This window comes from Microbispora sp. ZYX-F-249, assembly GCF_039649665.1.
Classification (GTDB): Bacteria; Actinomycetota; Actinomycetes; order Streptosporangiales; family Streptosporangiaceae; genus Microbispora; species Microbispora maris.
The window spans coordinates 1-24,792 of the sequence record NZ_JBDJAW010000067.1 but is presented as its reverse complement, the minus strand read 5'-3'; the positions used below and the strand labels follow the sequence as shown (position 1 = coordinate 24,792).

Annotated in this window: 26 protein-coding genes; 10 read left to right on the top strand and 16 right to left on the bottom strand. The window is 67.7% G+C overall.

Annotation, left to right across the window (positions count from 1 at the left end; translation table 11 throughout):
- The first annotated feature begins 321 nt into the window (after positions 1-321).
- The 3 genes from AAH991_RS38135 to AAH991_RS38125 all read left to right on the top strand — a co-directional run bounded on the left by AAH991_RS38135 (position 322) and on the right by AAH991_RS38125 (position 3,204).
- Complete coding sequence (locus AAH991_RS38135; protein ID WP_346230828.1) at positions 322-1,761, top strand: AlbA family DNA-binding domain-containing protein; 1,440 nt, start codon at positions 322-324, stop codon at positions 1,759-1,761.
- Between the two features lie 288 nt (positions 1,762-2,049).
- Entirely contained in the window at positions 2,050-2,298 is a 249-nt protein-coding gene (locus tag AAH991_RS38130) for a hypothetical protein (RefSeq protein ID WP_346230827.1), read from the top strand.
- Between the two features lie 210 nt (positions 2,299-2,508).
- A complete protein-coding gene (locus AAH991_RS38125) occupies positions 2,509-3,204 on the top strand; it encodes a hypothetical protein (protein ID WP_346230826.1) in 696 nt (231 codons plus the stop codon).
- On the opposite strand, the gene AAH991_RS38120 is transcribed toward AAH991_RS38125, so the two are convergent.
- The 4 genes from AAH991_RS38120 to AAH991_RS38105 all read right to left on the bottom strand — a co-directional run bounded on the left by AAH991_RS38120 (position 3,186) and on the right by AAH991_RS38105 (position 5,091).
- Entirely contained in the window at positions 3,186-3,683 is a 498-nt protein-coding gene (locus AAH991_RS38120) for a hypothetical protein (RefSeq protein ID WP_346230825.1), read from the bottom strand. The genes AAH991_RS38125 and AAH991_RS38120 overlap by 19 nt on opposite strands.
- Positions 3,684-4,041: 358 nt before the next feature.
- Positions 4,042-4,656, bottom strand: a complete 615-nt coding sequence (locus AAH991_RS38115; RefSeq protein ID WP_346230824.1) for a hypothetical protein — start codon at positions 4,654-4,656, stop codon at positions 4,042-4,044.
- Between the two features lie 43 nt (positions 4,657-4,699).
- On the bottom strand, positions 4,700-4,867 hold the full coding sequence (locus tag AAH991_RS38110) for a hypothetical protein (protein WP_346230823.1): 168 nt from the start codon (positions 4,865-4,867) through the stop codon (positions 4,700-4,702).
- Positions 4,864-5,091 (bottom strand): hypothetical protein, encoded by a 228-nt coding sequence (locus AAH991_RS38105; protein WP_346230822.1) that lies wholly within the window; start codon positions 5,089-5,091, stop codon positions 4,864-4,866. Before AAH991_RS38105 ends, AAH991_RS38110 begins: the two co-directional genes overlap by 4 nt.
- 171 nt (positions 5,092-5,262) lie before the next feature.
- Here AAH991_RS38105 and AAH991_RS38100 point away from each other — a divergent pair, with 171 nt between their 5' ends.
- On the top strand, positions 5,263-5,475 hold the full coding sequence (locus AAH991_RS38100) for a hypothetical protein (protein WP_346230821.1): 213 nt from the start codon (positions 5,263-5,265) through the stop codon (positions 5,473-5,475).
- A 14-nt stretch (positions 5,476-5,489) separates the two neighbouring features.
- Here the strand turns inward: AAH991_RS38100 and AAH991_RS38095 are convergent, their stop codons facing one another.
- From AAH991_RS38095 to AAH991_RS38080, 4 genes are all read right to left on the bottom strand, one after another.
- Positions 5,490-6,188 (bottom strand): hypothetical protein, encoded by a 699-nt coding sequence (locus AAH991_RS38095; RefSeq protein WP_346230820.1) that lies wholly within the window; start codon positions 6,186-6,188, stop codon positions 5,490-5,492.
- A gap of 759 nt (positions 6,189-6,947) precedes the next feature.
- Positions 6,948-7,256 carry a hypothetical protein gene (locus tag AAH991_RS38090; protein ID WP_346230819.1) on the bottom strand — a complete coding sequence of 103 codons (309 nt, stop codon included), beginning with the start codon at positions 7,254-7,256 and terminating at the stop codon, positions 6,948-6,950.
- Between the two features lie 509 nt (positions 7,257-7,765).
- A complete protein-coding gene (locus AAH991_RS38085) occupies positions 7,766-8,179 on the bottom strand; it encodes a nuclear transport factor 2 family protein (RefSeq protein ID WP_346230818.1) in 414 nt (137 codons plus the stop codon).
- 74 nt (positions 8,180-8,253) lie between these two features.
- Complete coding sequence (locus AAH991_RS38080) at positions 8,254-8,694, bottom strand: MarR family winged helix-turn-helix transcriptional regulator (protein ID WP_346230817.1); 441 nt, start codon at positions 8,692-8,694, stop codon at positions 8,254-8,256.
- A gap of 109 nt (positions 8,695-8,803) precedes the next feature.
- Here AAH991_RS38080 and AAH991_RS38075 point away from each other — a divergent pair, with 109 nt between their 5' ends.
- Positions 8,804-9,307, top strand: coding sequence for a MarR family winged helix-turn-helix transcriptional regulator (locus tag AAH991_RS38075; RefSeq protein ID WP_346230816.1), 504 nt, complete (start codon positions 8,804-8,806; stop codon positions 9,305-9,307).
- Positions 9,308-9,929: 622 nt separating this feature from the next.
- On the opposite strand, the gene AAH991_RS40615 is transcribed toward AAH991_RS38075, so the two are convergent.
- The gene (locus AAH991_RS40615; protein ID WP_428834091.1) at positions 9,930-10,022 is read right to left on the bottom strand and encodes a hypothetical protein; all 93 of its coding nucleotides are present in this window, start codon (positions 10,020-10,022) and stop codon (positions 9,930-9,932) included.
- A 92-nt stretch (positions 10,023-10,114) separates the two neighbouring features.
- Between AAH991_RS40615 and AAH991_RS38070 the strand changes: the two genes are divergently transcribed.
- The 3 genes from AAH991_RS38070 (at position 10,115) to AAH991_RS38065 (ending at position 11,849) form a co-directional block, all read left to right on the top strand.
- Positions 10,115-10,528: a hypothetical protein gene (locus tag AAH991_RS38070; RefSeq protein ID WP_346230815.1), complete on the top strand. Its 414-nt coding sequence runs from the start codon at positions 10,115-10,117 to the stop codon at positions 10,526-10,528.
- A gap of 229 nt (positions 10,529-10,757) precedes the next feature.
- Positions 10,758-11,075, top strand: a complete 318-nt coding sequence (locus tag AAH991_RS40610; protein ID WP_428834088.1) for a helix-turn-helix domain-containing protein — start codon at positions 10,758-10,760, stop codon at positions 11,073-11,075.
- 144 nt (positions 11,076-11,219) lie between these two features.
- A complete protein-coding gene (locus tag AAH991_RS38065) occupies positions 11,220-11,849 on the top strand; it encodes a hypothetical protein (RefSeq protein ID WP_346230814.1) in 630 nt (209 codons plus the stop codon).
- A gap of 1,049 nt (positions 11,850-12,898) precedes the next feature.
- Here the strand turns inward: AAH991_RS38065 and AAH991_RS38060 are convergent.
- Positions 12,899-13,156 (bottom strand): hypothetical protein, encoded by a 258-nt coding sequence (locus tag AAH991_RS38060; RefSeq protein ID WP_346230813.1) that lies wholly within the window; start codon positions 13,154-13,156, stop codon positions 12,899-12,901.
- Between the two features lie 262 nt (positions 13,157-13,418).
- Here AAH991_RS38060 and AAH991_RS38055 point away from each other — a divergent pair, with 262 nt between their 5' ends.
- Positions 13,419-14,123, top strand: coding sequence for a hypothetical protein (locus AAH991_RS38055; protein WP_346230812.1), 705 nt, complete (start codon positions 13,419-13,421; stop codon positions 14,121-14,123).
- Between the two features lie 98 nt (positions 14,124-14,221).
- Here AAH991_RS38055 and AAH991_RS38050 read toward each other — a convergent pair whose 3' ends face one another.
- Both AAH991_RS38050 and AAH991_RS38045 read right to left on the bottom strand, forming a co-directional pair.
- Positions 14,222-14,404, bottom strand: coding sequence for a hypothetical protein (locus AAH991_RS38050; RefSeq protein ID WP_346230811.1), 183 nt, complete (start codon positions 14,402-14,404; stop codon positions 14,222-14,224).
- A 9-nt stretch (positions 14,405-14,413) separates the two neighbouring features.
- The gene (locus AAH991_RS38045) at positions 14,414-14,920 is read right to left on the bottom strand and encodes a hypothetical protein (protein ID WP_346230810.1); all 507 of its coding nucleotides are present in this window, start codon (positions 14,918-14,920) and stop codon (positions 14,414-14,416) included.
- 121 nt (positions 14,921-15,041) lie between these two features.
- Between AAH991_RS38045 and AAH991_RS38040 the strand changes: the two genes are divergently transcribed.
- Positions 15,042-15,578, top strand: coding sequence for a hypothetical protein (locus tag AAH991_RS38040; protein ID WP_346230809.1), 537 nt, complete (start codon positions 15,042-15,044; stop codon positions 15,576-15,578).
- A 405-nt stretch (positions 15,579-15,983) separates the two neighbouring features.
- Here AAH991_RS38040 and AAH991_RS38035 read toward each other — a convergent pair whose 3' ends face one another.
- From AAH991_RS38035 to AAH991_RS38020, 4 genes are all read right to left on the bottom strand, one after another.
- Positions 15,984-17,042: a tyrosine-type recombinase/integrase gene (locus tag AAH991_RS38035; RefSeq protein WP_346230808.1), complete on the bottom strand. Its 1,059-nt coding sequence runs from the start codon at positions 17,040-17,042 to the stop codon at positions 15,984-15,986.
- A 130-nt stretch (positions 17,043-17,172) separates the two neighbouring features.
- On the bottom strand, positions 17,173-17,610 hold the full coding sequence (locus tag AAH991_RS38030; RefSeq protein WP_346230807.1) for a hypothetical protein: 438 nt from the start codon (positions 17,608-17,610) through the stop codon (positions 17,173-17,175).
- Positions 17,611-18,519: 909 nt separating this feature from the next.
- The gene (locus tag AAH991_RS38025; RefSeq protein ID WP_346230806.1) at positions 18,520-18,930 is read right to left on the bottom strand and encodes an SCO4402 family protein; all 411 of its coding nucleotides are present in this window, start codon (positions 18,928-18,930) and stop codon (positions 18,520-18,522) included.
- The gene (locus AAH991_RS38020; protein WP_346230805.1) at positions 18,897-24,671 is read right to left on the bottom strand and encodes a DNRLRE domain-containing protein; all 5,775 of its coding nucleotides are present in this window, start codon (positions 24,669-24,671) and stop codon (positions 18,897-18,899) included. The genes AAH991_RS38025 and AAH991_RS38020 overlap by 34 nt, the downstream gene beginning before the upstream one ends.
- Positions 24,672-24,792: the final 121 nt, after the last annotated feature.

Sequence of the window (24,792 nt, the reverse complement as noted above, 5' to 3'; positions counted from 1 at the left end):
GACCAATCTATCTTGTGGGGCGATGACGGCAGCTCGTGCGAGATTGATCAACTAGCGATAACATTCCTTACCGGTAGTTGATCAACCCGAAGTCAACTCGATTAGCCACGCCTTGGTGTGCAGCGACCTGGCGCCTGCCAAGCCCGAAGTCGAACAGGTGACCAGCTACGTGCTCCGGTCCTGCAACCAGCGGAGCGTTGACACCGGATCTTCCCCGTCACGGATCCCGACTTCTCCTGATTTCGTCCGGTCTTTCCCTACTGTGGATCACGTCAGATCGCCAGACCTGACGTCCTCCAACGACGTAGGAGCCCACCCCCGTTGCGTTACCGCTCCCGCCGACTCGACGCCCTTCTCGGCGTGCCCCTCGCCAGTTCCACCTTCGCAGACTGGGCAGCCCTGAAGAACAACCCGGCCGCCGCCGAAGCCGAAGACCTCGACTACAAGATCAAATACGAGGCGGATAAGGCCACCGGAGACTCCGCCGCTGACTCAATCGCCATCGACGTCGCAACCTTCGCCAACCACATCGGCGGCGTCATCGTCGTCGGCATGGCCGAAGTGGACCTGGTCCCGTCCAAAGCCCTCAGGGTAAACCTGTCAGAGAAGACCCTGCGGACTTACACCGACGCCGTCGCGGCCAAGGTGTCCCCGCTGCCGCTGTTTGACGTCGTCCCCCTCGAAGACCCTGACGCGCCCGGTACCGGGTTGATCCTGATCGCCGTCCCGTCGAGCCCTCGCGCGCCTCACTCCGTGATCATCAATGCGAACAGCGGCGTGACCAAATGGCCGCGCCGAGTCGGCGCCCAGAAGATCTGGCTGTCCGAGGCGGAGATTTACGCCGCCTACCAGCGCCGCTTCACCGGCCTCGCCAACCGGGCCGCCCGCCTGACGCAGGTCGAAACCGATGTGGTCCGCCGTCTGGTGCGTAACCGGCCGGGACTGAGCCTGCCCCAGCCGGTGCTTATCGTCTCGATGGTGCCCGACCTGCCCGGCGACATGACCATCAACAACACCGCCCTCGCAGACTTCCGTTCCGACCTCGCCGACGAACGCCTCCTGCCCGGCGCTCTGTCGCCGATGCTGACGAACCAGACGGTCGGGCCCAGACGTCTGATTGGATACAAGCCACACCGGGACGGCGTGGCATGGGCGGAGTTCCACGCCGACGGCTCTGCGTCCATCGCCATCCCCATCGCCAAACTCATCGGCTCTACTACCTATCAGGTGCATGACGCCGAGATCGTTCTCTGGATGATCGGCGCGCTGCGCCTGATGGCCCGGCACGCCACAGAGAAGACCGCCACGACCGGCACCGCCACCCTCTCGGCGCGGCTCCTCGCCGACGTTCTCACCTACGACACCGACGACGCCGAGCTCGGCCAGATGATCAGCGGACGGTTGAGACATCAGGAGTGGGGTGGCCCGACGGGAATCCAGGTCGTCACCTGGCCTTCCACCCACGGCGCGGCGCTGCGCTCGATCGGACACGGCGATACCAGCAACAACGCCTACGCCGAGTCCTCGGCCATCCTCGAGGACCTGGCCGCCGACGGCCGGCCGCTCACGGCGGCCGCCGCGGAGTTGGCGTCCGCGCTGTTCCAGAACTTCGGCGCCGCCGAGGCCCTTCAGATTTGGCCAGACGGCACGGTGAACCCCACCACCTGGGGGAGCTCCTGGGAGACCGCTCAGCGCTGGGTCGAAGAGAGCAACGTCCCCTGCTCGGCGCAGCCGCCCACGGTGGCATCTGCCGGAGAGTAAGCGTTGCCAGGCGACGTCCCGTTCCCGCCGTAAAAGGAGGGGCAGGCCTCTCCATCGGGCCTGCCCCTCCTTCCGGGCCGCGATTGTCCGACCGTCACCGGGACAACGCTGCCGCCCTCCTCACCCGCGAGACCGTGCTCAAGCGGGACGGCAGCGGCGTGGTGACCGACTCCAGCTGCGCCGCCGTCTCCGGAAGCTGGTACAGCCCCTACGACGGGGCGACCTGGACCGCAACCTGCAACGTCGACATCGACCACATGGTCCCCCTCGCCGGGGCCTGGCGATCCGGTGCCTGGGCCTGGACCACCGCCCCAGCGCCAGGCGTACGCCAACGACCTCGGCGGCCCCGAGCTGTGGGCCGTGACCGACAACGTCAACCAGGCCAAGGGCGACCAGGACCCCAGCACCTGGAAGCCGTCCCTGACCTCCTTCTGGTGCACCTACGCCCGCGCCTGGATCCAGGTGAAGTGGTACTACAACCTCACCGTGCAGAGCAGTGAGAAGTCCGCGCTGACCACCATGCTCGGCTACTGCTGACTCCCGAGCTGCCCCATATCCGGCCCACAGTCGCCGGTCCGCCCCTCGCTGCGGTGGCGCCACCGCCGCCGCAGCCTTGGTCGTCGCGACGGAAGCCCTCCAGGAGCGTGACCAAGAGGACTCCAGGAGGCAAGCCACTTCACCAAGGGGGAAGGCTGCCGGGACGAGAAACCGATTCGCCGCGACATGAAGAAGCGCCACACTTGCCCCATGCCACGTCCCCTTGTCTACGACCCGGACCTGGTCGCTTCCGTTCGAGACGATCTGTCCTACCTCGCGGAGAGCTGGAAGCAGCCCATCACGGAAGCGTCGGTGAGGCGGGAGAGCGGGGTGTTGCGTCGCCTCCTTCTCGACGAGCACTCAACCCTTCAGCAGTGCCGCAAGATGCTCGGCTTGAAGGGAGAGGCGCATATCCAGGCGTTCGATCTGAAGGAAGAACTCGGCTCCAGCTACAACAACGTTCGTGTCGCCTTCGCCGGAGGAGCACAGGTCGGAGACGCGGTTCTGGCCCTGAATATCGCATCCTTCGCCCCACTGCCACCGGCCAGTTTCAAGATCCAGCGCTACCCCCTGTCGGGCTACATGCAGGCTCCCGCGATCGTCATAATGGGCAAGCCCGTCACACGGCGCCTGCTGGTCCGCTACGTCGCCAACAAACTCGGCGGCGTCCACTACGACCGGCGGCGGGGAAACACCCCCGAGGACATCCTGTTCACGGTCCTGGATAAGAACCGCGGCGACTTGATCGTGCACGGCATCGACATCGTCTACTACGAGGTCCTCGCCATCGGCCAGCACCTGCTGCGCTCACCCGGCGTGGCCCAGCTCCTCCCCGATCCCGACATGCTCAAGGACGTCCCCGGCCTGGAGGAGATCCGCGCCGCTTTTCACAGCGGCACCTCGTAACCGCTCTCACTCGACAGTCTCCGCACGACGGTGCATCGGCAAACGCCTGCGAGCCGCCTCCATGACGCCGACCTGGAGGCGTCCCAGCCCGGCTCGTCACCCAGCCGACGGTGGTCGTCGTCGACGTCCATCGCCATCGGCGCCGACCCATACTGGAGGAACACCACCCTGCCGTCCCCACCAGCGGGGCGGTGCACGGCCGGCACCCGCGCCCCGACCGCGTACCCGACCAGCGCCCCCAGCTCCTCCCGGTCCGCGAGGTCCGCGTCGGGCGGGGTCTTGCGGATGCCGAACTCGACCCGGTCCACCGCCGCTGTCGCCCCCGGGCCGATCTCCCCGCACACGGCCACCCCCGACTCGACGTCGGCGGCCAGCGTCTTCGTCGCCTCCGGGTAGGGCACGTCGCCGGGCTCCGGCCGCGGGTTCGTGTCCGGCACCCCGTCCGGGTGCATCATCAGCCCGGCCGCCTTCACCGGCACGCCTGTGACGGTGTCGCCCTGCACGGCGACGGCGTCGACCCGCTCCCGGCCCGGCTCGTCACCCGGCCGACCCGGTTCCCCGGCAGGGACACGATCGACCCCACCCGGATGGGTCGGCCCTTCTCGTCGACCACCGCATACGGGTTGCCGGGACGGGCCGGTGCCGGCCGCCCCAGGCCGGCGTGGGCGCCATCGACGGGGATCCACGCGTGCCAAAACCTCTGCCCAGGCTTCGGTGTCCGCTTCTCTTGAAGGATGACCGCGGTGTAGACGACGCCGTTCCGGGCCCAGGTGATCGTGTCAGGCTGCACCCGCCTCGTTCACCTGGGCGAACCGGTTACCGTCCCCCGCCGCAGATTTACTGCTGGGTCCACCAGGCTTTGAACTTGTCCACGTCGAACCTGCCGTTGGGGAGCTTCACCCCGTCCGGGAAGCGGCCCTTCTCCCGCGCCCACCGCACCCGGCCGCGGACCCGCTCGATGTCTTCGGACAGCTCCACCGCGAGCTGCACCAAGGTGGCACCCTCGTTCAGCTCGGACTCACGCTTCCGCCACCAGGTAAGGAACGGCTCGGTGTTGAACGTCTCGTCGTCGTTCACCACCCCGTCCGGGAGGGTGTCGTTCTCCCTGGCGGTGCGGACGGCGGCCTTTACCTTCTCGTACGGCTCGCCGATCTGCTCCGCCAGGCGGGCTAGGGTCTCCCCCTGGGGGGCGTACGCCGCCCGGGACCACCGCTTCGGCGACTCCCACCACGCCTTCACCACGGCCGGCCGGTACAGCCCGGTCGCCTCGTCGATCGCATCCGGGGGGAACGCGCCCGGCTTCCCCTCCTTCTCCGGCCGGGACGCCGCCCGCACGGCGGACCGCAGGGTGCCGAAGTTCACGCGCAGCATGCGGGCGACGTCCTTGCCGCGCAGCGGCCGCATCTCGACCTTCGCCGCCTTCAGATCCGCCCGCACGAGGTAGTCAGGCACGTCCGTGGCGTCGGTGATGTCGGCCGGTTCCCACAGTTTGCCGTCATGCGCCCCGGGTGTACAGGGCGACAATGCCCTCCCTGCGCAGCTTCACCGCCTCCGACGCGAGGGCCTTCGCCTCGCCGTACCGGGACACCGCGGACTCGAGCTCTGCCTGCGCCTTCGCCTCGCTCCACGCGGGCAGCTTCGGGAGGTGTTCGGCGGCCTTCACCGCGCGGTCGAGCCGGAGCCGAACAGGTTCTGCACGGTGAGCCCGGCGGCGCGCGCCGCGCGGGCCTGCGTCCAGCCGTGCTTCCTCGTCAGGACGAGGCACGCCTGGATCCGGTCGCCGCGGGCTTCGTCGCGGCGCTCGGCCTCGGTGCCGGCGACCTCGTGCGCGGCCCGCGCACGGGCGGGGCCTTGTGACATCTGCTTCAGCTTCTCTATGGTGTCCACGACGGTGTCCCTTGTTCGGCCCTCCTTACGGGCAGCTCGGCGGTGAGGGCAGCAGCCCACACAGGACCGCTCAGCCGAGATTGCATTAGGCTTCGCGGGTTTTCGTAGTGACGCAGGTGGGAAGCACGCGAGCAATCGCCGCTTCTGCGGCGGTTGATACGGTCGTGTGCCATGACGAACGACGCGGCAGACACGCACCGCTGGGCTATCAACGCCGTCATCGAGGCCACTGACGCGCAGATGCTCGAAGCCCTCGTCGAAGGCGGTATCCGCCCCGAGCCGGACACGCAGGCGATCGTCGAAGCGATGTACTGCAACCGGTGCGGCATCTCTTGGGAGGAAGGCAAGGGGACCCCCTGCGGGGTGAGCCCAGACGAGAGCTGACCGCGCCAGGCGCTCTATCGAGGATCGCGGACAAAGGCCAGGAAGCTCTCGGCGAAGTCGGTGGTAGCAGGCTCGAAAGCGCCGTTCGCCGTCATCATGCCGCCCAGGGGTGCGTTGACGAGTCCTCCGTCGGCGAGGCCAGCGTAGAAGCGTTCGATGGTCTCTCGCCCTTTCTCACCCAGGTCAGGCAGTGCAGCGGTGATCAACGCCGTCCGATTGGATGACAGGCCGAACTGCGGGCGCACGAGTTCGGGGCGACGGTCGAACCATCCGACCGGGTCATTCAGCAGGGTCAGCAGCCGGATGTGAGTGGGCGTGAGTTCGTCGATGAGGTTCAAGTAGAGCTGCTGGACGTCCAGATCCGGCGCCCCAGGCATAGCAGCGTTGAGGACCGCGTTCCGAAGCAATTCGATCTTCTCGAACTGCGATGTTCGGTCGACGATTCGTGTGGCCGTCACGACCGCGTCTACGAACGCCGGGTTCTCCGTGAGCGACTCGGGGTCGAAACCATCCACCCGGTCCTGGAGATCTTCGACTGCCTCCGCCAGCTCTGTGAGCCACTGGTCGCGGCGCTGATTGAGCTTGCTGTTGAGCCCCTGCATCAAGAGGACGCCAATCGTTCCCCCAACCATGGGGACAACGTTGATGGCCGCCTCAATGGCGGTCTGGGTCAGTTCGCGGGACTTGCTGTGCTTCGGGGGGTGAGTGTCCACAAGGACATCCTGCCGAGTCGGCCTTCTCAATCACACACAAAGACGGAAAAGGGGATCGCGGCAGCGACAGGGATAAGACGGACACAGTGATGAGGACCATACATTACCGACTACAACCGCCCACGACTTGTCGGACGGTAAGCGCCGGTGCCCTGGTCACGCTATGTCCGAGCCAGCCATAGTGCAGCGGCCTCGCACATGCCGAAAGTCCGCGTGTCCCAATGACCTCAACAAGCGGCTTTTTCGAAAGATAGCCGATTGCTGGGGCGCGCGTGGCCTACTCTTTTGCTCACGCTGACGCGCGGCAGTCGAGACCCGCATGGTCGACCCGACGTAAACCATATGGGGGTCGACCACCGGGCCGGTTGGTCGACCCCCGTCGATCCGAGCCCGGCCTGGAGAAAGGGCCGAGATGGCCGCGAGGAAGCGGCAGCGGCGACGCCGGCCGGGATGGAGCACGTGGGTGCCCCTCGTGACCCGAGGGATCCTCATCGTGGTCGACTGGCTGGTGAACGGGGAGCCCAGGTGAGAAACCCCCACCTGGACCCACGCCGCTAACCCATCGATGCCCCCGGCTCAGGTTTGCCGCCGTGCCGGGGGCATCTTGTTGTCTGCCTCAGATTGCCAGACTTTACAGTCCGAGGACACATAATCGCGGAGTTTCGAAACCCCCCAACCTGTCGTCCGATCCCTCGGAATTTCTGCGCGCCCGGCAGGAGCGCTCCTAGGGCCGTACAGAGGAACCCCCGGAAGGCGCGCCTACCCCACCGAGATGATCAGCGCGCCGACACCGAGCCAGGCGACATGCCACGACTGGTCGAGGTGGTATGCGCCGGTGCCGGTCGTCACGTTGTCGTTCCAGCCGGGCCGGGGCGCACCGAGCCGGTAGTAATCGCCCTTCCCCAGCAAGTCGGCCAGCCAGGCCAGGGTGTACCGCCGGTCGGCCCAGAAGTGCGAGACCGCGTCGACCAGCAGCGCGACGGCCACGTACGGCACGGTCAACTGGAGGTGGCACACCGCGGCGACGACGGCGAGGACGGCGACCTTCGTGACCGTGAGGGTGGCCACGTGCGTGGCGCAGCAGATGACGCCGGCGAACGTCCGGCGCCCTTCCCGAGGGCTTGCGTGTGGGTCTGCACCCACTGGTCGCCGATCTGGTGCCCGATGTACAGGGCGGCGAAGACGGCCGCGAACACTGCGGCGGGCGACTGCATCTGAGACTGGTCCCTTTTCCGGTACTTCACCTTGACGCCCGCCGACGTCGCCTTCATCGACCCGGGCCGCGGCCGCAGCCCAGGTGATCGATAAGGGCTTGCCGTCCAGCTCGCCACGTTGCCCTGGCTGGGGTTCGTGACGGATGAGGTGAGTTCGGCGCCGCCGGTGGCTGTTGGCCGCCTGGCCGAGCGGCTGGGGATCGATCCGGACGTTCTGGCCAGCGCCGCGTGCGTTGCGGGCGGCGGCGATGGCGCCGTCGAAGCCGGACCGGTCCACGCCGGTCGCCGGAGGCCGGGGATCGGGCGAAGCCGCATGCTGGCACGGTCGCCTGCTCCCGTGGTGTGTCCCCGGCATCGGGGAGGTCAGCTCTCGCGTGTCCAGGCGGGCGTGATCCGCACCTCACGCAGCCGCCAGCCTGCCGGCGTGCGGGTCGCGGTGAAGTGCTGTCGCAGGCCGCCGGTGAAGTGGGGTGCCTGGCCGGGGCGGTAGTAGAACACGAGCGAGTTCGCCGAGACGGCCGCCTGGTCGCCGTCGACGTCCACCAGGAGATCGGTGGTCGTGTGCTGGGCCTCCTGCCCTTCGACCTCGCTCTGGCGCATGAAGCCGACGACCTTGTCGATGCCGTGGAGTTCGCCCCCGCGGGGCGAGTGCACGGCCACATCGTCGGCGAAGACGGTGCCCGCGTCTTGCCATCGCTTCTCGTCGAGCAGGAGCGCGAAGCGGGTGAGCAGGTCGGCGATCTCGATACGGTCGGCGATCAGAGTTTGCGTGGACATGACTTCCTCTTTCCTGCTGCAGGGCAGAGATGTTGTCTTCGCGCCGGGGGTGGCGGGTTCCGGGGAGTCAGGGTTCAGGGGGTGGCCAGCACCGCGTTGGCCCTGCCCAGGACGGTGCTCAGGACACGGCCCGCGGTGGCCAGGTCCTCGGCCGGCAGGTCGCCCCACAGCCCCTGGGTGATCGGGCCGATCGCGGCGCGGACCTGCGTCCAGCGCTCGCGCCCTTCGTCGGTGACCTGGACGCGGCCCTCGCCGCCGTCGCGCAGGAATCCCGCGGCGGTCAGTTCGGCGATGCGTTCGGCCACCGACGCCTGGCTGAACTGGGTGGCGCCGCCGACCCGCTGGATGAGGTCGGCCCGGTCGATGGTCCCGCCGCTGACCACGGTCAGCGTGAGAGTCACCCACTGGGGTTCGGTGATGCCGGTCCCGGCGAGCTGCCGGTCCAGGATCGCGTTGAGCGCCTTCTCGGTCTGGCCGATGAGCGCGGTGCCGAAGGTCTGGGCTGCGGTCGTCATGATGACCTTCCAATCCGTTTCATCAACTAACGTTGGCTGGACTAACGTTTATGCCACGAACGAACCTACATCGTTAGTCCGACTAACGCAACAGGGTAGGATCGGCGTCATGAACAGCGGAGCCGAAGCCACCGACATGCCACACGACGGCGAGACGAAGACGCCGGACAGACTGCGCCGACGGGCCAGCCGCCTGCTTTCAGGCATGACCGCGCAGTCGGACCGGCTGATCAACGAGGGACTGGCCCAGGCCGACGCCCGCAAGTGGCACTACGCCGTGCTGGCCTCGCTGCATGAGCACGGCCCGGGCAGCCAGGCGACGCTGAGCCGGCGCACCGGCATCTACCGCAGCGACATGGTCGGCGTCCTCAACGAACTGGCCGAGCGCGGCCTCGTCGGCCGGGCACCGGACCCCGACGACCGCCGCCGCAACGTCATCACGATCACCGCCCAAGGCCGCCGGCACCTGCGCCGCCTGGACAAGGTCCTGGACGACCTCCACGACGAACTGCTCGCCCCGCTGACCCCCGCCGAACGCGACCAGTTCGTGCACCTGCTCACCCGCCTGCTGGACCACCACACCCGGCAGGCACCGCACCCCCCGATCTCCTGACACGAAACCAGCCACGTGCCCGTCGCCGCGACGCTCGCGCAGCAGGGTGACGGGCCTGCCGCAGCACCAGGTGCGAGATCATCATGCCTGCGGTCGCGGCCACGTCGGACGCGACCGCAGGCGAGGGCCGGACGACCTACCTGCGGGTGACGAGCGGCAGTGAGAGCGACGTGCCGGCCAGGTCGACGGTGACCTTGGCTCCGGTGCTGGGTTCGGCGTCGGTGATGTCGTCGTTGGTTCCGGTCAGTACCAGGCCCAGCCGGTGCCCCGCCTTGAACTCGTAGTGCTGGGCGAGGTCGTCGTCGGGATTGCCTCACCTCGTACCCGGCGCCGGTGAGTACCTGGGTGGGGGCGCAGGGTCCGGCGGCCACGTCGGCGCCGACCATGTGCCCGATCAGCGAGACGTAGAAGTCGTCGCGCGTGTTGCTCCTCATCGAGAAGCCGAGCGTGTGCAAGCTGGGTGGTGCGACGACCGCTCGAACGGAAGGCGTCAGTCGGGGGCCTTGACCGTGGTTATGCCCAGGGTGCTGGCCATCGGGAGCAGGCCCGCCTCGAAGACGGCGCCCAGGAGCGGCGAGCCGAGCTGGGCCAGCAGGTTCGCGCGCTCCTCGGCGAGTGCCCGTCACGGCTCGGCGGCCAGGTCGTCGGTCATCCGTTCCACCTGGTCGCGCAGCGCGCGGCCGCGCTCGGAGGCCTGGCCGTCAGCGTCGATCAGGCCGCGCGCGGCCAGGCGTTCGGCCGCCTCGGCCCATTCCCGCTCGCTCCAGCCGCGCCCGCGTCACCAGCAAGGGCGGCGCCATCGAATACGTGCACTGGGCCACCCCGACGGCCCGGCTGCTGCCCCGCCTGCTGACCGGTTGCGCCGCCGGGCCGGTGTTCCTGGCCGACCGGCGTGCTCCCGCCTCCGGCGGCCGCGCGCCGGCATCCGGCGAAATCTGTCCCATCACCGGGCGGGGCCGCCTGTCCTACCCGCGCGCCGAATACCTGTTCAAGACCGCCTCGGCCGAACTCGACCCCGCACCGCCAATGGTGGACCTTGCATCAGCTGCGTCATTCGGCGCTCCAGCACCTCGCCAAGCCGGACGCACTGCGCCCGAACTCCAGGCGAAGAGCCGCCACCAGCACCTGGCCAGCCTCGGCCGCTACGTACGCCTCGGCGAGGAGACCTCCGCCCGCATCACCGCCGAAGCCGACCCCATCCAGCGGCGCCGCCCCCGCTGACCGCACCACACCATGGCGGCCGACCGCTCATCAGGCCGGCCACACCCGCAGAATCTGCTCGTCATCGGAGTCGGGCTCTGCCCGCATTCCGGCCGCCCTCAGCGCCGCCGCGTACGCGGCAACTTGGTCCCCGACTGCCGTCCAGGCCGGTGTATCGCCGCAGGTCACGTAAATCCGTTGGAAATATCCCCGGGACTACAGTGAGGCCTGTCCGGCGAAGGGGTGGCAGATGAGGCCAAGACCAGGGCACCCGACGCGGGGGCCAAGAAGGGCCGGCACCTCTCCCCGGCCACCGTCATGCGCATGCTCCGCGACCACGACACCAGCATCGCCGAGCTGGAGGCAGGAGCTGACAATGCGAGCAGCGGCCGTAGTCCCTCGCCGGTACCCGAGCCGCAAGAAGAAGACCGGCCGCCCCAGTGCTATCGGCCCCGCTGAGCTCGCCACACTACGCCGCCTGGTCGATGACGGTGTCTCTGTCACCGAAGCCGCTCGCACCCTGAAGATTGGCCGCTCCACCGCCTACGCAGCACTCGCACAACGCTGACCAGCAGCTATACCACTCCGCGGCCCGTTTCTGCCGTATTCGTGTGGCACCCCCAGTACGAGGCTGGTTCGTGACCGCGGTGTTCGACTAGGCCCAGAGCAAATCGGCTCACATCGTTCCATGCCGGTCGCTACGTTGGCCTCCATGAACCTCGCCTCCCTCACAGCAGTGCAGGAGTGGACCTGGCTGGGCTTGAAGGCCGACCAGTGGATCGCCGTTGCAGGCGGCAGCGTTGGCCTCGCGGGTGTGCTCGTCGCCTGGCGCGCCCTTGTGCACGCGAAGAGGTCCGCGAAGGCCTCTGAAGATTCCGCGAGGGCCGCGCAGAAGTCCGCGGACGAGGCAGCAACGATCTCCGGTATCGAGCGTGAGCGGTGGCACGACGAGCTGACGCCCACGGACCAGAAGGAGGTCGTCGGGCAGGTAGAAGGTCGCCTTCCTGATGTCCAAGGCCTGTTCGGCACGATCAGGGTGAACCGCGTGTGCCGGGTGAACGCGGTCGCGACGGTACGCGCAACCGACGTGACGACGACCACGCCGATCACTGGGTTGCCGCTTCTGCTCCGCCCGAACCGGGAGTATCGGTTCCACATCCAACGTCTGACGCAAGGGGTGACGGTGCGCTCCGAGGTCTGGTTTCGGTTCTGGCCGCCGATCCCGGAACTAGACGGAGCCGACTGGACATGCCAATGCGGTCGACCGCTGTCAAAGGAGGCGACGCCCGACGGGCGCGGTCATTGGGAGGTCCTGCTGCCCATCAAGCTCAAGGCGCTCTAGCCCCTCGCGATTACACAGCTACCGGGAGGCCGTTGGCTCCGTCCGGAACCCACGGGGGAACGTCCTGGTCGGCGATGTCCTGGAGCGGCACCGGGTGCACGAACTCGGCGAGCACGGTGCGGGACACCTCGGCCAGCATGAGCAGGGCCAGCCACTCGGCCCGCTCGCACCGGGTACCTCGCCATGATGTCGGCCAGCAGCTCGGGCACGCCGAGTTGCTCGGCCACCTGGGCGGGGTTGGCGGGCCCACGGACCCAGTTCGGCGTTCGGCCAGGCCGTGCTCGGCGAGGGCGCGGAGACCGGTGGAGACGGCGGTCGTAGATAGCCCGGCCAGTGTGCCGAGTTCCCCCGTGCGGACGGGTTCGGCGGTGAGGTCTCGTACAGCAGCGCCGCCACACCATCGAGGACGCGGAAGACGGGGTGGATGGCGCCGAGGCGGCCAGGCTGCCAGCGGCGCCAAGCGGCGGCTTCGGCGTAGGAGTGGGGGATTCGGAGCCGGTAGCGGTCGGCGTGGACGCCGCGATGTTTTCCTGCACGAGGTCGAGGAACAGGTCGGCCTCCTCCCTCAGCTCGACGAGCGTGCGGGCCACGTGGACTCGTCCAGGCCAGCGAGGAGCACAAGGTGCCGGCAGCCGAACGCCACGATGGTGGAGCCGGTCATCTGCGCGGCCGCGGCCACCGCGCGCAGGACCCTGCGGACGGTGATGGCGTGGGCGCCCGTCCACCGGTGGCGTTCCCCAGCCCTGACCGCTGACCACCACCGCCGGATCTGACCACCACCGCCGGATCTGCTGGTACTCCTCCCCGGGGGCCGCCGTACTTCGGGGAGCGTTCGGTATGTCGATCCTGGCCACCCCGTCCAGGGTTACCTGACTCCCCCCGTGTGACTGATCCCCCTTGTGTCTCCTGCGCGGCCATTTCGGCGACGGCTTTTCCCAGTCGGCGCGGAGGGTCTTCACGCGGGTGGGGTCGTCCCGGTAACGGGCGTAGAAGCCGGTGAAGCCTGGCCAGTCCCCGCCTCTCATGCGGGCGGTCACGTCGGCGAGGCGTCACCCGCACGCCGCGACGCCGGCGAGCACCGCCTGCCGTGCCTCAGAGGGGGAGTCGTACCGGTTGGTGTCGAACGTGCCGGTGGTCGCGATCTCTTCGAGGCGGAGGGACAGGCGAGGGAGGGGGCCGCCGGGGCGGGGCAGCCACGCCTCGTGGTCCGCGTCGACCCGCCACGGCGTCGTGGTGGCCGTGGTCGTCTTGCCTTTTTCCGCGCGCTCCAGCGCGTCGAGCTCGGGGCGAGCGCGTCGAGCAGGCACGCCCACACCTGGGGGCCGTTCCGGTCGGCTAGGTATGAGCGCACGTGGGAGAGGGGTGTGGTGAGGGTCAGGTGGCCGCCGCGGCGGTGCACGGCGCCGGGCGGCCGGATGATGCCGTCCGTACGGCCGAGCATGGGCTTAGGGTCGAGGGACGGGTAGCGGCGCGCGAGCGCCAGGGCGACGCGGCGCAGGTCCTCGTACGGCAACGGGGCCGACCACAGGACGTACGCATACCCGATGCGGAACCGTTACAGTGCGAAGCGTGACATACGCCGACCAAACGCGTAGCTTCCGGGTCCTCCACCAGCAGGCCAGCCGGGACCGTACCCTGTTCCAGGGCTTCGCCCCGAACTGGCCCCTCAGCGGTGCGACACAACGCCTGCTCGGCGCCCAGTTGGCTCCTCTCACCGAGGCGGTCAACCGTCTGGGGCGCGTTCAGCTGGAGCCCATGATCAAGGCGCTCAACGCCATGCTGCCGAGCCTCGTGGCCTCGCAGCGGCTAGCGGCCGGGTTGGCGGCGTCGCCAGTGTTCCGCGTCTACCAACTCGGCCTGTCCGACGCGGTGTTGAAGGCCCTGATGGCCAACCAGGCCGCGGCGCTCCGCGCGCTTCCGGACTTCGCCCGTCTTCTCGGCACCGTGCAGACGTGGCCGACTGGCACGCCGGCTGCCTCGGCGATGCGGGAGAAGCCCCACGACTTCCCCTCCGACACGGTCACGGTGACCGAGACCGTCGACGCCGAGACGAGCGAGTCGCTGGGCAGCCTGTCCCGACAGCAGATGCGCCAGGTCGTGGTCGTATACATGTACGTCATCGTGTTCTTGGTCCTCGTTCCGGTCGCGGTGGAGAACCCGGAGACCGTCGGCGTCGTCACGTCGATCGTCGGGGGCAACGTCCGAGAGGTGGCCTCGTGGTGCTCGAACCTGATTGGGCAGGCGTTCGACACGCTGTACCCTCCGGAGGAGTAGCCGAGTACAGGCTGTAGAACGACGGGCAGGGATCTGGGTGAGGACGTCTTCGGCCTGCGCGGGCGTATGGCCCGCCTCGATGAGGCGGGGGGCGAGCATCACCGCGTCGACCCAGGCCACACCCTGAGGAACACGTCGAGGGGGCCGTGCCCGGTGTCGATGCGGCCCCCTGCCGTGGCGCGTAGGGCCGCCTGCTCGATCTTCTGCATGTCCTGGTCCTCGCGGGATGCGGTCACCGTGGGGGCGTCACGCATCCGCTGGATCGACAGGCCGTCACCCACGGCGATCTGTTAATCGTCTTTATCCGTTCGGGCGATGCGCGCGACGAGCGTGTTCTTCGGCCCGTCCGGGGTGTCGTCGAGCCGCTTGAACCACATGTCCTCGCCGACGTCGAGATGCCTGAAGGTCAGGAGGTACTGGAAGTCGTGCACGTCGTTTTTGCTGAGCCGGCCTGTGCCGTACGGGGTCGTGAGGGTCACGCCGCCGTCCCCCGTGCGGGCGATTGTGAGGTTGCCGTTCTTCAGCGGCAGCGTGGTCGTGGTGACGACGTCGGGCATGGCCCCCTTGCTGACCGGGCCGCCGACGGGCGGAGCCTCCGCATGACCACCGTTCGGGGGGTCGACGTGACCGCCGCCCCTGGCCGACCCACCGGTACGGCTGCCGCCTCCGCCGCCGGGGTGGTGAGCGAACCGGCCGATGTTGTCGCGCGGGTGCAGGTCGTCGTTCCACGCCCGGCCCAGCGGCCCAAGGGCTTTGCTGTCGTCGACGCTGCCGGGCGTCCCCTGGTTGTGCTCCACGGGCCGCACGGTAGGCGGGGGAGCGGGCTTGGGTCCGAGTTCGCGAGCGCCGGACGATCAGCCTGACGTACGGTCAAGAGCGAGAGAACCGCGGCCCCGATGTCCCCCGGGAGGAAGCGACGTGACCACCTTTGACCACCCCGACTTACGCCTGACCAGTGAAGGGTGGGTGGCAGCGGACGTTCTCGCCGGGCTGCCGGACGGCGACGTCGAGGAACTGTTGAAGGACCAGGGGTGGGAGACGTTCCTGTCCATGGGCGACCCGAAGGGGGGCATGCGCCTGGAGTCGTGGCGGCGCAGACGCGATGGCCAGCCCGTGGAGTATCTGCTCCAGGTCAACGGCGGACTCGAATACTCCCCGTTCCTGGTCGTCGAAAGCTTCCCCGAGCTGATGGACCTATTCGCCCGTTGGGCGCCGGCGGTGCAGGCTGCCGCAGTCGCTGGCATGATCGAGGAACTCGGCGAGTCAGAGTTGTCCACGCACCACGGCCTAGTAGAAACGATCGCCGCCCGTGCAGCCCACGGCGTCGCCCAGACCCTTCCCATCCTGGAGCGGGAGAAGCGGAAAGCAGACGAGCGGGCCAGAGTCCGGGCAGCTCAGCGCGCCGCAGAGCGCGCGGCGCAGACACCACCACCAGGACCACAGTCCTCCCCCTGATCAAGTCTCCAGCCGGGCTCCGGACCCGGGCCGCAGAGTCCCTACTGATCTTCCCGGTGCTGGTGGCGGCGCGCGTCGAGGGAGATAACCGTCGCGGCATGGCCGCCAGCGTCCCACTCCGGCCGCCAGCCAGGCGAGCTTCGCATGCGGTCGGCCAGCGGTTTGACCGTGCGACAAGAATACGCAGTTCGGCAGGCGGCACACACGTCCTGGTCGTCTGGGTGGTGCTGGTCGAGTAGGGCCAACGCCGGTTGGACTCGACCACCTCCGGGTCGTCCTCCGGCCGCCGGCACGGAAGCCCGGCCTCGGCTTCCTCCGCGACGGCGAACTGGGCAACGGAGAGCATCCCGGCGCGGGTAGCTTATTCCACGTCACGGAGCCAGGTGTGGAGGTCTTGCATGGCGGTCACGGCACGGGATCTCCTTTGGGGCGGGGTGGCCGGGGCTTGGGCAGGGTGAGTTTGTCGGTGGCCTCCTGGCGGCGCCGCTCCGGCCGCCGGTCGTACCGGGCGGTGGTGGCGGGGGAGGCGTGCCCGGTGAGGCCTTGCACGGTGGCGAGGTCGACGCCAGCGTCGAGCAGCTCGCCGACGAAGGTGCGGCGGAAGTCGTGTGGGGTGCGGCGGGCGACTGCGGCTTGCGTGTAGCGGGCGTCGAGGATCGTGCCGAGCGCGCGCGGCGTCATGTGCACGGGCCACCCGCGCGGGTCGGTGCGGAACTTCCCGCCCTTTCTGAGCGGGGGGAACAGCGCGCCGGGGGTGCGTCCGCGTACGGCGATCCAGGCCTCGACCCGGGCCATGGCGTCGGGGATGAGGTAAACGACACGCTCCTTGTCGCCCTTGCCGCGCACACGGAGAGAGCGGGTGGCGGGGTCGTAGTCGGCCAGGGTGAGGCCGGTGAGTTCGGCGCGGCGGCACCCGGTGGAGTACAGGGCGGCGAGCATGGCCCCGTCCCGGGTCCCGGCGACCCGGTCGGCGTCCTTATCGGAGGCGGCGGCGGCGTCGCACACGCCGAGCACGGCGGCAAGTGACTCAGGGGGGACGTGCGTCCCGGCGGGCAGTCGGCTGCCCTTCACCATGGGCAGGTCGCTGGCGCGGTCGCGGTGTTCGGCGGTGATCAGGCCGAGCCGCCACGCTTCCTTCAGCACGCGGCGCATGGCCACGAGGTGTTTGTTGATGTAAGCGGGGGACAGGTTGTCCTCGATGAGGAGCGCGCGGACGCGGATGGTGTGCTCGTACTGGAGCTGGTGCCATGGGACGAGTTCGCCGGAGTGTTCCTCGTTCGCGTTCGGGTGACCGGCGAACAGGAGCCGGGCGATCCGATCGAGGCAGCCCTTCATCGTGCGCTTCGACTCCCCGCTCTGGAGGTTGTCGAGGTACACCCAGTAGGGATTCCGGGCCCGGTCGGGGAAAGTCTGGGTGGCGGGCAGCCGATCGTCCGCCGTCACGATGTCGGGAAGTTGCGTCATCGCAGGCACTGCTCCGGGTAGTCGTACTCCTGTCGGCAGGTGAAGCACTCCCACGAGCCGCCGGGGTCAGCACGGAGTTCGACGGTGAAAGTGTCACCGCAGCATGGGCAGGTCACGCTGCGGACCTGGCTCATCGAGCGGCACCTCCCGTCTCGTGGAGGTGGTTGTGCTGCTGGGCGGCCTGGATCAGCGCGGGGATCGTCCGCACTATGGGCATGGTCGGGTCGGGGTAGCGCCCGCCGTGGTCGTGGTGGTAGGCGAGTGGTCGGCCACCGCGCTCGCAGTCCCGGCAGTGCAGCTCAACCCCGCCGTTTTCGTCACCGCACAGCCACATACGATCGCCCAGGTCCACGGGCTTGGGCATCGGCCGTGCAGGTCCGGGCCGGACGGTCTGGCTGTTGCGCTCGGCCTGCTCGGCACGGCGCTCGGCGACGGCCGCGCGTTCCTCGGCGGCCAAGATGCGAGGGCCGGCGAGTTGGAGGGCGCGGCGTTCGATGTGTGCGTCGAGGTCGGCGATGGTGGCACGTAGCGTCTCGGCCAGATCGTGCGTCTCGTCTGTCTCGGTCAAGGGATGCTCCGCGTGTGCACCGGTGGGTGAGGTGGTCAAGGTGGGTGCCCCCTTCCGGAGGATGCCTAGATCGTAACAGCGCTACTTCCGGGAAGTGCGCTTCCATGAAGTAACCGGGTGACAGTATGCGTGTGATCACACCTGGGAGTTCTGTACTGCAGCGCCGTGGAGCAGCAACTCCTTGGTACGCACGCCCCCGCCAGCCTGCATCTACCGCTGAGACAGGGCGACCAGCCCCTCAACCAGTGGCCCGCTTCCCCTCCTGAGGAGTGGTGCGTGCGCAGTCACATCGGCCGGGTTATTTCGACTCCCGCTGCTCTTGCGCATGCTGCAGTGCGTAGCAAAAACGCTCTCTGCTGCGATAAATAAGCAGGAGCCAGACGGAGGCCATCGGGGCGACTGGAAGAAATGCCACCTCCTGGCTCAGCCACACCTCGTGGTTGCCACAGGCCTCCGGGCGAGTTGCATCGTTTCCAGGAGACCGTTCTCACCGAAACGCGCAGGAACGCCTGACCGTAGAACCTCCACCAAAGCTCTCCCTTCGTGAAAGGCTCACAGCGCTCAACATCGTAACCACCTGATCGCAGGTCTTACAAAAAGCTGCTCCGGTCGGTCGTTTTTCTGGCCATCTCTCCACCAAGCGCTTTCGACAGAACCAGGAGTTCCCCACGCAGTTCTACTTGTATCAGCCAAAGCATACGGCTCGCCGAGAAACCGAGTTGTAGATTCTCGAAGGCATAGATTGCGTCGTCTCCTCCCGTGCTGCCATCAGCAGAACCAAGGAGCGGCCGGTCCATGCTTGTTCACATCCCGGCATTCCGGTGGCCGATGATTTGTGGCAATTCATGCAGTCGCCCTGTAGCCGATTGCTCTGGCAGGTCAGCAGCCATGACGGATTATCATCGCATATCACGCATTTCCTGCACAGAGTGTCCTATATGCTGACTTTGCCGATTCAACCACCCGCCTCCATAATGGCGATTGCATGTATTCCAGATCGCTTCGCTCTGTTCCCAATGCAGCAAACAGGGCGTCAAGAGCTCGGGCAAGGTCAGCAAGGACTGCCGCCTCTATTCGATCTTTCAGATAGATGCCAACCGCCTTCTCTGGATCCTCGAGGACGCACGTATCGTCGTAGAGAATGTTTATGTTCAGCGTGAAGTCATCATAATATCCCTCGCGCGGATAGTCTCTTTCTATCCATACGCGTTGCTGATACTCCGGACTCGCCAGGGCGGAAAGCGCGGATAGTATATCTCCCCTTGCCTGCGGAAAGCGTACTTCACTCATGGCGCGTACCATGTCGACCAAGTCGACCACTCACTATATGGTATGTGAGCATTGTCAAAGTCATCCTTAATACTTCCCGTAATGGGCTTTCCATCTCGCCCAATAACTCGCCCGTTGTGCCTCACAATCACGTGATCCACTTGCTGAGTGGGCTGGGGGTTATCTGGATTTCCTTGGTCAATCCTAACACCGTTCCCTTGATTCTCGGGATCTGTCCACCGAGTTCCTACTCCCTTCTTATTTGGTTGCGTATTCCACCCGGATGGAATGTGGTCGGTGCGGCCATTTGGAACCCAGCAGTCTGCGGGATTGGCGTTATGAACCAGGACGGCCTGGTCTCCCGCGAGGACATAGTAGGTGTGAAAATTCTCGACGGTCAGGTTGTAGACGCGTTGCTTGTGGGCAACGCGACGCTGAATTGTTAGGACTTTGACATAGGTGCCGGCGGAAGTGCGAAGCCACGTACCAGGCTGGAGGTGGCCAGCGGGCACCCAGGTCTTAAGATCTTCGGCCCAGAAGGGGTGGTTGTCGGTGGCGACTATCTCTCCGATACCGGGGCCCTTGTTTCCGCCTACGCCAATCTTCAGATGCACCAGAACTTTCCGGCCTTGGCTGGTAAGCGGCTCCAAGACAACATGGTATTCAGTCTTCTCTGTTTGCGGATCCGTCGCGACGATGTGATCGCCGGCCTTCACATCCTCGATGGGTTTTAACGACCCATCTGCCATGAGAATTTCCGTTCCGGGAACGAAGCTACATGGCCTAGGCCTAAGCCCAGGTGGAGGTAGGACGGTGCGCCCTCCGCGGTTGGAACCCAAGGATCTGACCATGCCCATACCGGCGAAGCCGCCGCTACCCACGCCGGGGCCGCCTCCAGTCGCGGCGACGTCCGCCAGCGAGCCAGCTCCCCTAGATTTGGTAATGGCATCCATCTCCTTCAGGTTGCTACACACGAAGTCCTTCCTGCATGCTTCATCCCAAACGGCTTGATGGTGGCGCGTGTTGCCTACCTGATTACGGTAACGAATATGTTCGCTCGCACGGTCACCGAGACCCTTCTTGTCGTTACGGAGGGCCTTTTCCCCTTCGCGCCTCTCAAAAGCTCTCTGAGCTCGGCGCTCTCCGGCCATGTACTGCTGAGTTATTCTCCGGCGTTCTTTTGGAGTCTTCTTCTTCCAGTTCGGGTCGTGCCATGGGCGGGGTTCGAAGCCGTCGGGGTCGGACAGGTTGACCGGGTCGCCGCCGGCGTATCCGTAGGCGTTGGTGAGTCCTGGTTTGGCGAGGTTGAGCAGCGGGTCGGGTGAGAGGAACTTGGCGATCGCGGGATCGTAGAAGCGGGCCCCTAGGAGGCTGAGCCCGGTGGAGCTGTCTTCGATCTTGCCGAGGAATCCGCGGTCGGTGAATGGGAGGTCGTCGTCGCCGCGCCGTTGTCCGAAGGGCAGGTAGCGTTCGCGACGGGCCGCTTGGGTGGTGTCGTCGATAGCCAACTGCTCGCTACCGGCGATGCCGCCAAGGAGCCAGGTCAGTGCGGCGGGGGTGCGGACGGCGATCTGAGATCCGTCGGCGGTGGTGTAGTAGCGCTTGCCTGTCACCGTGCCGGCGGACAGCTCGAGTTCCATGGTGCCGAGGTAGAGGGTGGTCTTGCCGTCGGGGGTGCGGCGGAGCAGGCGCTGGCCCTCGGCGTCGTAGACGTTGTCAGTCGTCTGGCCGTCGACGACGGCCTTGGTCAGCTCGCCCAGTTCGTTGTAGGTGAAGGTGGAGTGTTTGCCGTCGATGGTGCGGGAGGTCATCTGGCCGGCGTCGTCGTAGCCGTAGGAGCCGGCTCCGTTCGGCCGGGTTATGGCCGTGACGGCGTCGGGACGGACGGCGTTCGCCCCGGGCGCGGAGTAGGTGTAAGTGGCCGTCTGGCCGCCTGAGGTCAAAGAGGTGAGGTTGCCCACGCCGTCCCAGGTGTAGGACTGGGTGTAGGGGTCGATGCCGAGCCCGTCAGCTGATGCGGTGCCTGTTCCGCAGGCGGTGGCGGTGGTGGTCCATGCCTGGGTCAGGCGGCGCAGGCCGTCGTAGGTGAAGCATTCGGACTGGCCCGGCGACCCGGCGGTGGCGGCGGCCTTGTCGAGGATGCTGTTGATTGTGTCGTCGATGTTGTAGGAGAAGACGTCGTCCTGGACGGTGACCGGGGCGGAGGTGTCGGTCTTGGTTTTGGTGGTGACGCCGGTCAGCCGGCCGGTGTTCTCATCCCAGGCGAGGGTCCGGGTGATCCGCCCGTCGGCTCCGTAGACACGGCTGGAAAGGCGTGCGGTCCGCGTGTAGGCGGTGGTGCCGACGTAGGTGGTGCCGCCGTCGAGGTCGGAGGTGACAGCCTGGGGCAGGTTCAGATCGGTGAAGGTGAAGGTGAGCTTCTCCGCCGGCAGTCCGCCCGTGGCGGGCATGCCCACCTGCGACAGGTTCCCGGCGGTGTCGTACCCGGCCGTGAAGGAGTACGTGCCGGCCAGCGCGCCTTCGACGGCGGGGATGATGATGCTGGACCCGGTCGGGCGGCCCATTTCGTCGTAGCCTGCCACTGCGTTGACGTAGGCGTGCCCGTTGGTGTGCCGGGTGGCTGAGGTCAGCTTGCCTATGCCCCCCTCGGCGGTGTCGTAGACCCATCCGGCCAGCTTGGTCCCACTCTCGCGCTCCCCGGACCACACGGCCGTCTTACGGCCCAGGTCGTCGTAGGAGTAGGAAACCTTCTGGCCCTTGCCATCGATGGACCACGCCAGCCGCCCAGCGGGATCATAGGCCTGCTGAGAGTCGCCGGCGTCGGGGTCGTGGGATGCGGTGCGGCGTCCGAGCAGGTCGTAGGTGAAGGTGCGCACGTTGCCGTTCGCATCGATCTGCTTGGTCATACGGCCGTCGCGGTCGTACTCGTAGGTGGTGTCGTAGTGCTGCGCCGCCTTGACCTCGACCGATTGCCAGGAGGTCCAGTCGGAGGTGGCCGCGCCCTTGACCGCGCGGGCACGCCAGCGAATCTTCCATCCGTCGCTGAGTTTTCCGGCGGGGACGGTGACAGCGGCGTCGTTGCCTGAGGTCACCGCGGTGACGGTGGTGGTCCAGATCTGGCCGGTGCCGTGGGCGGTGTCGGCGGGGTCGTGTTCGACCTGGAACTCCGCGCCCAGCTGCCCGCCCGCCGGGGTACCGACCTTGGCGATCAGTACGGGCGTCAGCGTGTTGGTGGTTCCGTCCGTGACAGGCTGGGTGCGGGGCTCGTCGACGGTGAGGACCTGGGAGCCGTCCACGACGGTCAGCTGCTGCCAGTCCGACCAGGCGGAGGTTCCACCAGGGGTGATGGCGCGGGCGCGCCAGCGCACCAGCCAGCCGTCGGACAGCTTGCCGTCGGGGACGGTGACGGTCGCCTGCGTGCCGGAGGTCACGTCGTCGATCGCCGCGGCCCAGATCTGGCCGCTGCCCTGGCCTTCGGGGGCGGCGGGGTCGTGTTCGAGTTCGAACTCCGCCCGAACCTTGCCACCGGCGGGATCGGTGACCTGGGCAAGCAGCTGAGGGGTCAGCGACTTGGTGACGGTCTTGCCGTCCACGACGTCCGACGGAGTGACCTGCAACGCCCCGAGCACCGGATCGGGCTGGTCCACCCGTAGGCTCTGCCAGTCCGACCAGGCCGAGGCGGTTTCACCGGCGACGGCACGGGCGCGCCAGCGCACCACCCAGCCCTCTTCCAGTTTCCCGCCCGGGACGGTGACCGACGCCTGGGTACCGGCGGGAACGTCGTCGAGCGCACTGGCCCAGATCTGCCCGGTGCCCTGGCCTTCGGGGGCGGCGGGGTCGTGTTCGAGTTCGAACTCGGCCCGCAGCGTGCCGCCGGCGGGGTTGGTGACCTGGGCGCGTAGCTGCGGGGTCAGCGAGGTGGCTACGGCGGTGCCGTCGACGACCTGGGAGGGGGTGACCTGGAGCGCTGTCACGCCCGGTTCGGAGGGGATGTCCGCGGCGTTGACGGTGGCGGTCTGCCAGTCCGACCAGGCGGAGGCCACCTGGGTGGCGGTGTTGACCGCGCGGACGCGCCAGCGGATTCCCCACCCGTTGGACAGGGCCCCGCCGGGGACAGTGACCGACGCCTGCGTGCCGGAGGCGACGTTGTCCGCGGCGCCGGTCCAGATGCCGCCGGTGCCGTGGGCGGTGTCGGCCGGGTCGTGCTCCAGCTCGAATTCGGCCCGCAGCGGATGCCCGTAGGCGTCGGTGACGGTGGCCAGCAGTTGCGGCGTCAGCGACGACACCGCAGTCTTCCCGTCGACGGTCTGAGCGGGGGTGATCTGCAGCTGGGAGACGGTGGCGGCCGGCACCTTGACCGTCAGCGACTGCCACTCCGACCAGGCGGAGGTGTTGGATCCGGCGGCGACCGCGCGGGCGCGCCAGCGGACCTTCCACCCGTCGCCGAGCTTCCCATCCGGGACGGTCACAGTGGCCTGGGTGCCGGAGGCGACGTCGTCGGCGCCGGTGGTCCAGATGCCGCCGGTGCCGTGCTGGGTGTCGGCGGGGTCGTGCTCCAGCTCGAACTCCACGCGGGAGGCTGCCGAGTCAGAGGTGGTGACCCGGGCGGCCAGGGCGGGGGTGAGGGTGGAGGTGACCGTCTGCCCGGACAGGTCCTGCGACGGGGTGACCTGCAGCAGGTCGACGACCGGATCCGGCACTGTGACGACGGCGGTCTGCCAAGCCGACCAGGCCGAGGAGGTGGAGGTGCCGGTGTTGGTGGCGCGGGCGCGCCAGCGGATGTGCCACCCGTCTGTGAACTTGCCCGCTGGGACCGCGGCCGGTGCGTCGTTGCCGGAGGTGACGCCGGTGGAGCTGCCGGCCCAGATCTGGCCGGTGCCTTCTGCGGTGTAGGCGGGGTCGTGCTCGATCTCGTAGTCGGCCCGCAGGTTGCCCCCGGCGGGGTCGGAAACGGTGGCGTGCAGGGTCGGCGTCAGCGACGACACCGCGTTTCCGGTGACCGGGGTGATCGACAGGTTGCCGGCCGCGGGTGCGGAGGCGGTGGTGTAGGTGACGGTCAGCAGCGGCGGTTTGGCCCCCGCCCCTGTCATCTCGGCGGAATGGAAGCCCATACCAACCAAGTCGTTGGCCTCGTTCGCCGCGCGTACCTGCACGCCGTAGTTGGCCGTGCCGGAGGCCCATGCCTGGACGATAGGAGTGACTGTCCAAGTGAGGTCTTCGGCGACACCCCTGTGGACTGCTGAGGATGGAATCGAGGCTTGCCCGGTCGTGGTGACCGAGGGCTTGTTTGCCCATGTCAGGGTCGTCTGGTCCCAGTTGCTGGTGATCTGTTGCACCAGCGGCCCGGTGGTTCCGTTGAAGAAGGCCAGGTCATCGGACAGCTTGTACAGCCGCAGTGTCGCGTTGGTGATTTGAGCGCCGGCCAGGGTGGAGGTATCGAACTTGAGGTAAGAGCGGGTGGTGCCGATGAACCCGGATGTGATTTCCAGGCTGGTGTCGGTGTAGTAGGAGCCTCCGCCGGAACTGTTGATATAGGTGTCGGCTTGCGGCGGGGACAAAGTGAGCGTGGGGTCGACGACCACCGGGTAGGTCACTGTCGGATCGGCCAGGAACTCCGCGTCCGGCGCCAATTCCAGGACTTGATCGCTGCCGCTTCCGGTCAGGCGGCTGGTGATCCGGCCGACCCGCTTGACGTTCTTGACGTCCTCGATGGTCTTCCCGGCTCGCGCAGCCGCAGCTGCGGCCTTGTCGGCGTTGCCAGGCTGCACAGTGGGGCTGCCGGTGGCGAGCATGACCGGCTCGGCAACCGGTGCGACAAGCTTGCCCGTCCGGTCGGTCAGCCGGAGACCGCCTCGGCCGTCCTGCTGCAGGCGCCAGCCTGTGGTCTTGACACCAACCTTGAAATTCAGCGGC